The organism is Deferribacterota bacterium, assembly GCA_034189185.1.
Classification (GTDB): Bacteria; Chrysiogenota; Deferribacteres; order Deferribacterales; family UBA228; genus UBA228.
In genome coordinates this window covers 1-6,318 of sequence record JAXHVM010000104.1, presented here as the reverse complement: position 1 = coordinate 6,318, position 6,318 = coordinate 1, and the positions used below count along the sequence as shown (strand labels likewise).

The following is a 6,318-nucleotide window of genomic DNA, read 5'->3' as shown; positions in this document are numbered from 1 at the left end:
TGAAAAGATGCAAGATAATATGATTCATTTAGAGCATGGTTGGTGGTTTCCAGAGGAATTTGGCAAATTGCCACATTTATTTGGGGTATTTAGATCAAATTGTAATAATCTCTGCCCTGATACAAGCGACTTCGTCTCTGCAGAGATTGGTAGCTGGCCACTCTCTGCATTAAATTGTACAGTCAAAGAGTATAAAGTTTAAAACCCATTCTTTTATTAAGGGATATTGAACTTTGTGCTGAATTTTACTATAATATTAAATATTATGGCAAAAGGTGATTACAGTCACAAATTTGACCCAGATAAATTAAGAGATCTAATACTTCAAAAGAAAAACGCAAAGGAAATTATGAAAACACTTGGTATTTCTCTGTGGTCATTAAAAGAACAGCTCTTGCTATTGGAGCACAAAGATAAAAAATTCTATGACATACCTGGGCTTTATGACAGTGATTTACAGAAATACAAAGAAGTTTCACTTACAAAAGAAGGCATACTGATTACTGATGAATTGCTCAGAAAAACTAGCTTCCAAGAAGGGGATGAGTGCGAATTAATAATAGAAATTGACAAGATTATTATAAAGAAACTGTAAAAAATATTTTAAAACAATGAGCCTATATGAATACATAAAAAAATTAGAGAAATTAGAAAAGACAAAGAAAAACTATGAGATTAGAGGTTTAGATCTCGTAAATAAAGAAACTGGCAATATTGTATTAAAGTATAGAAAAGTATATATTAATAAAATTAATAGAGAAACAATTAGCATACCTAAAAAATACAATAATTTTTTTGAGCTAGTAACAAAAAATAACAAGCTCACCCTAAAGCTAAAAAAATTAGATTAACAACAAAATAGAGGATAATATTGGAAGTTGATGATAGAAGGAGACGACGCTTAGTAAATACCTTAACTAATCTAGATAATAAATATTTTAAATACGATATACAACCATGGGTTTTTTTTATAAGTGCCGTAATAATTATATTAGGCGTTATTGGCACTATTATAGCGGGGGTAACCGCTAAAGAAGCTTTTCAATCATTGCAAAACAACATTGCAAGATATGCCGGCTGGTTTTACATATTAGTGGTAAATATAGTTTTATTCTACTGTATTAGTCTGATCTTTTCACAATATGGAAACCTAAAAATAGGAGGGCCAGAAGCCGAGCCTGAATTTAGCACTATAAGTTGGTTTGCAATGTTATTTAGTGCTGGAATGGGTATAGGTTTGCTATTTTATGGTGTAGCAGAACCAATATATCACTTTGCAGGTAATTATTTTAATGAACCAACTAAAGCTAGAGAAGCAAAAACAGCGATGAACCTAACATTTATGCACTGGGGTTTTCATCCATGGGGGATATATGCCATTGTTGGCTTAGGGCTTGCATTTTTTGGTTTTTCAGAACATTTGCCTCTATCAGTGAGAAATATTTTCTACCCCTTATTAAAAAATAAAATCTATGGATGGGTAGGTAATACTATAGATATAATAGCTGTTACAGCGTGTCTTTATGGGGTTGCTACCTCACTAGGTATTGGTGTTAAGCAAATTAATGCAGGATTGCACGTTGTATTTGGTCTACCAGAAAATGCTTTTATACAGACAATATTAATAGCTTGTATAACAGCAATAGCAACCTGGTCAGTTGTTAGGGGTTTAGATGCGGGGATTAAACTATTAAGCAATATTAATATGACAATAGTCTTATTAATCTTACTATTTATGCTATTTATAGGCCCAACACTCTTTATATTCAATTCATTTGTTGAAAATATAGGAAGTTTTCTGCAGCAATTTCCAAAACTTGCCATGTGGAAAGAAGCCTATACTATGAAGGAGTGGCAGGTTAATTGGACAATATTTTATTGGGGATGGTGGATTGCATGGTCACCCTTTGTGGGGATGTTTATAGCAAGGATTTCTTATGGTAGAACAATACGTGAATTCTTAACAAGTGTGTTATTTGTACCAACATTATTGACATTTTTTTGGATGACTGTCTTTGGTGGTAGTGCCCTATATATTGAATTATACCAAGGTGGCGGTCTTATTGCTCCAGTAAAAGAAAATATTGCTGTGGCTCTTTTTACTTTTTTTGATTATTTCCCTTTACATAGTCTAATTTCTATATTCTCAATAATTGTTATTATTTCATTTTTTGTAACCTCTTCTGATTCCGGCTCTATGGTTGTAGATATTATATCCTCAGGAGGCAATCCTGACCCACCAAAACCTCAGCGGCTATTTTGGGCTATTTTAGAAGGCGTAGTTGCTGCAGCACTATTACTTGGAGGAGGGCTAGTCGCCTTGCAAACTGCTTCAGTATTGTTTGGTTTCCCCTTTGCAATAATCTTGCTATTTATGTGCTGGTCTATAAAAGTAGGTTTAGATAAGTATGTTGAAAAATACGGATGGGATTAATTCTCTACTATTTTTTAAATTTTATTGGTAGTTCACTGAGATCTTTAATAATAATATTGGCGTTTTTCTTAATATACCTTGTTGGCTTCCTTTCACCAGCCATAGCAATTATATAGCCAATACCTGCTTTTTTAGCTGATTTAATACCAGCCTCAGAATCTTCTATAACTATACAATCTGATGGTTTCAAATTGAGTTTTTTTGAAGCTACTATATAAGGCTCAGGAGATGGTTTACTCCTTAAATTGCCGTCATCATAGACAATTAAATCCCAATTAAACCACTGCGAAAGTTTAAGGTGTTTAAAATAAAATTCCATATTTAATCTGCTAGCTGAGGTTGCAATAGTTACTGGTATATCTACTATTTTTAACCAATTAAGGATATGATTAGCTCCGTCAACTAACTTAAAATTTTCTTTCTCAGATAGACACAGCTGTTGATAGTATAGCTCTTTCTCCTTGGTCAATAAATCTAGCTCTTTTTTATCTAGAGGCCTATTTAAAAATTCCTCCAATACCTCACTTACAGTTTTACCATGTACTAATACTCTAACTTTTTTTAAATCAATACTTTTACCTGATAATCTAGAGAGAACTTTTTGCCAAGATTTTTCCTGCCATAAACTATCAAAGATTAACACCCCATTAAAATCAAATATTACGCCCTTATATCGTGGCATAACTATATTTTAATATACTATTTAGATTATGCAATATTGTTATTATAAATTAAGCCTTGGTAGTCTATAAATTTTATTATATATTTTCATAATATGGGCTATATTGTAAAATTCACTGGAATAATCCTCTTAGTATTTCTATTAACTTCAAAACATACAACAGCTACCCAACTTAACTTACCAAAAGAAGAAATAAAACTTGGCATACTAACCTATCTTTTTTATACAAAAGATAAAAAGATAAAAAATGATATTAATAGAATAATAAGCGACCTATCCCTTAACAAAAACCAAATTGATATAATAAAAGAAATAGCTAATTATGAAGCAAAGAAAATATATGAAATAAAAAATACTTACTATTTAAAGAGAAACCAAAATGATGAATATAAAGACAAAAAAAATATAAAAAGCCTAAAAACTTCATTAATCAAAGGGTTGATTAGTAAAATAAACGAAAAATTATATGCTAGATTAGAGGATAACAAGGTTAATAAATTGATATCTTACATAAATAGCTGGTATAAATCTGAGGAAACTTACAGAATGAAAATAAGAAAGAGCATAAAAAATCTTACCCCCTTAGGGGTTCATTCTTGCTATGTATATGCTACACAATTTGAGCCAATAAATAGAGATGAGATTGGTGTTGCTATTCCTGATAAATACGTAAAATTTGCAAATCTTGGGTGGAATATACCAAGTGATTATATTGATTGGTACGATAACCCCCCATATATATTAGGCGTTTTACTAGATGGTCATAGGGAAAATTTTAGAGTCATTGATGTAGGGCCATGGAATGAAGATGATAATTATTGGGATTTACCTGAATGGTTAAATATTGGAGATGGACCCTTTAGAAGGAGGTTTGACATATTAAGTATTTGTATGCCAGAAGCTATGGCAGCGTTTAATGAAGATTTCAATGATGGCCTTGATCAGTTTGGTAGAGAAGTTTTAAATCCAGCTGGTATTGATTTATCAATTGAAGCAGCTAAAAAATTGGGTCTAGAATACTTAGAAAATGCTTGGGTAACAATTTATATAGATGAACTTCCATAGATAGCATTAATTACTAATCTATTCTTTGGTATTATCAAGCTCTACATATTCGTATAGTTTATTTAGAAAAAAGGGTAAACCCGATTCTACCCTTGCCCATGGAGAAATTAATCTTATACCAATAGGGTTTGCTACAAATTCTTCCTTTGCTTCATCAATAGCCCTTGAAAAAATTTCTACTGTATTTATCTCGACATGCCTATCAAATTTCAAACCGTTGAATTTAGACATAGCATTATATGCTTCAATAGCCTTTCTTGCCTCTTGAAAATACGTTGCAGTTAGTGTTCTAAAAAAAGAGTTAGACATAACTATTGAATGTTGTGACAATATTCTAAAAAGTGTTTTTGCTATGTCAGATGCCATTTTAATCAAACCACTATCTGGAGACCCAGCCCTAACCTCACTATGCTTATGTTCGTAAGTATCCATTATCTCAACTTCGCAAATTCTATTCACTGAAGAATTGTAATAGATTTCACTCAAGAGTGATACCTCTAACCCCCACGTTGGCGAAAAGCGAATATTTCTTGCTAATTCTTTAATTATTGCAAATTCCCCTGAGAGGGCATATCTGAAACTTACCAAATAATCTAAAAACTCAATTTGACCTAATATTGATCTCAATGCCCTGACTAGTGGCACATAAAATAATCTAGTAACGCGCCCATAAAGTTTATCGGTAACCCTAGCATAATATCCCTTAGAAAACTCATAGGAAAGGCCTCGATGTACAACTGGATATACTAATTTTTCAACCAAACCTTTCTCATAATTTACAATATCACAATCATGTAAGGCTATTGCATAACATGAGTTTTCTGCTAACACATATCCTAAAGCCATCCATACAACTCGTCCCTTCCCAGGTATATTCAAAGGAAAGCCTTCTTTGAGCAATTCATCATATAGAGATTGGACCCTATCCCCATGGTTCCATACAATTCTAGTCCTTTGGGGCAGGCTACTCATTAGGTTTTTTACCTCTTTAAACTGCTGTTTTGTTGCTTGGTCTAAGGATAATACAACCATATGTATACACTTTGTATCCTTTAGCACCTCTAATATCCTATACATTGCTGGCCTTTCAAACTCAGAATACAAAGCAGGTAAAATTAAAGCAATCTTTCTATTTTTTGCATAATTTAAAATATCACTCTCAAAATCCTCAACAGGTCTTTTTTTAATATCCTGAATTGTTGTTATTATACCATTTTGATAAAAATCAGCCATCTATACCCCAAGACTTTTTAATACTTTCAATATCATTTCATTAAAACCAGCTGGACCAATTAAGGTGCTTTTCTGCAAACCTTTAACCTTAATATCGCTATAACACCCATGTCTATTTTTTACAAGTATCGGCATATCAACAAAGTTTAACATATCGGCATCATTCCCACTATCACCTATACCAATTGTTACAAAGGAACTGCCAATTAGTTCTTTCAAATGCTTTACTACAATATTTGCAGCTCTTCCCTTGTCTTGGTCTATGCCAACAAAGCTGTAAAATAAACCACCCTTTAATATTTTAATATTAAATTCTTTAGACTTCAAGCTTAAAGCTTCTATTTTTTCATCGTTACTATTATTCATTATAAAGGGTAGAGAGTACTCTCTATTCATACTCTTTAATGCACTTTCCATTGAAAGCCCTGTTATATCTATTAATTCTTCAACTGATAATTCATTGTATAATATTAAATTAAATTCATTTTTAATCTTTATTGCAAAACTATATAAATAATTAATGTCAACCCCTAATGATAGAAGCTTATATTCATCTTTTTGGACCCCAAATTGTACTGTCTTATTATTATAAATTTTTGGGAAGTATACTCCTCCGCCATTTTCAATGATAAAGGGCTCATTTAAAGATAACTCATTCATAATTTCAACTGTCTCATCATAAGTTTTACTTGTAGTTAATACTAATGGAATTTTATGTGCTTTTATATACTCTAAGGCCTCTTTGGCCTCATCATGAGAGTAATTATTATAATTCAAAAGGGTGCCATCAATATCACTAAATATTATTATATTCATTATTAAGTATATTATACAAAAATTTATATAAATAAAAACAACTTTTATAATATAAAAAATTATTAAAATTTTATTAGACATATAGATA

8 protein-coding genes are annotated in these 6,318 nt (G+C 31.5%); 5 read left to right on the top strand and 3 right to left on the bottom strand.

What is annotated here, in order from left to right; translation table 11 throughout:
- The 4 genes from SVN78_07500 to SVN78_07485 form a co-directional block, all read left to right on the top strand.
- On the top strand, positions 1-202 hold a 202-nt coding region (locus SVN78_07500), incomplete at its 5' end, for a hypothetical protein (protein ID MDY6821448.1).
- 63 nt (positions 203-265) lie between these two features.
- On the top strand, positions 266-595 hold the full coding sequence (locus SVN78_07495; protein ID MDY6821447.1) for an AbrB/MazE/SpoVT family DNA-binding domain-containing protein: 330 nt from the start codon (positions 266-268) through the stop codon (positions 593-595).
- A gap of 16 nt (positions 596-611) precedes the next feature.
- The gene (locus SVN78_07490) at positions 612-851 is read left to right on the top strand and encodes a hypothetical protein (protein ID MDY6821446.1); all 240 of its coding nucleotides are present in this window, start codon (positions 612-614) and stop codon (positions 849-851) included.
- 20 nt (positions 852-871) lie between these two features.
- Entirely contained in the window at positions 872-2,434 is a 1,563-nt protein-coding gene (locus SVN78_07485; protein MDY6821445.1) for a BCCT family transporter, read from the top strand.
- Between the two features lie 7 nt (positions 2,435-2,441).
- On the opposite strand, the gene SVN78_07480 is transcribed toward SVN78_07485, so the two are convergent.
- The gene (locus SVN78_07480) at positions 2,442-3,116 is read right to left on the bottom strand and encodes an HAD family phosphatase (protein ID MDY6821444.1); all 675 of its coding nucleotides are present in this window, start codon (positions 3,114-3,116) and stop codon (positions 2,442-2,444) included.
- 93 nt (positions 3,117-3,209) lie between these two features.
- Here SVN78_07480 and SVN78_07475 point away from each other — a divergent pair, with 93 nt between their 5' ends.
- Positions 3,210-4,181 (top strand): hypothetical protein, encoded by a 972-nt coding sequence (locus SVN78_07475; protein MDY6821443.1) that lies wholly within the window; start codon positions 3,210-3,212, stop codon positions 4,179-4,181.
- Between the two features lie 18 nt (positions 4,182-4,199).
- Here SVN78_07475 and SVN78_07470 read toward each other — a convergent pair whose 3' ends face one another.
- Positions 4,200-5,414: a glycosyl transferase gene (locus SVN78_07470; protein ID MDY6821442.1), complete on the bottom strand. Its 1,215-nt coding sequence runs from the start codon at positions 5,412-5,414 to the stop codon at positions 4,200-4,202.
- Positions 5,415-6,230: an HAD-IIB family hydrolase gene (locus SVN78_07465; GenBank protein MDY6821441.1), complete on the bottom strand. Its 816-nt coding sequence runs from the start codon at positions 6,228-6,230 to the stop codon at positions 5,415-5,417.
- Between the last annotated feature and the right edge of the window lie 88 nt (positions 6,231-6,318).

Coding starts and splice junctions, on each gene's coding strand:
- SVN78_07475 (MDY6821443.1), top strand. CDS start 3,210: ATGGGCTATATTGTAAAATTCACTGGAATAATCCTCTTAGTATTTCTA.
- SVN78_07480 (MDY6821444.1), bottom strand. CDS start 3,116: ATGCCACGATATAAGGGCGTAATATTTGATTTTAATGGGGTGTTAATC.
- SVN78_07465 (MDY6821441.1), bottom strand. CDS start 6,230: ATGAATATAATAATATTTAGTGATATTGATGGCACCCTTTTGAATTAT.
- SVN78_07470 (MDY6821442.1), bottom strand. CDS start 5,414: ATGGCTGATTTTTATCAAAATGGTATAATAACAACAATTCAGGATATT.
- SVN78_07495 (MDY6821447.1), top strand. CDS start 266: ATGGCAAAAGGTGATTACAGTCACAAATTTGACCCAGATAAATTAAGA.
- SVN78_07490 (MDY6821446.1), top strand. CDS start 612: ATGAGCCTATATGAATACATAAAAAAATTAGAGAAATTAGAAAAGACA.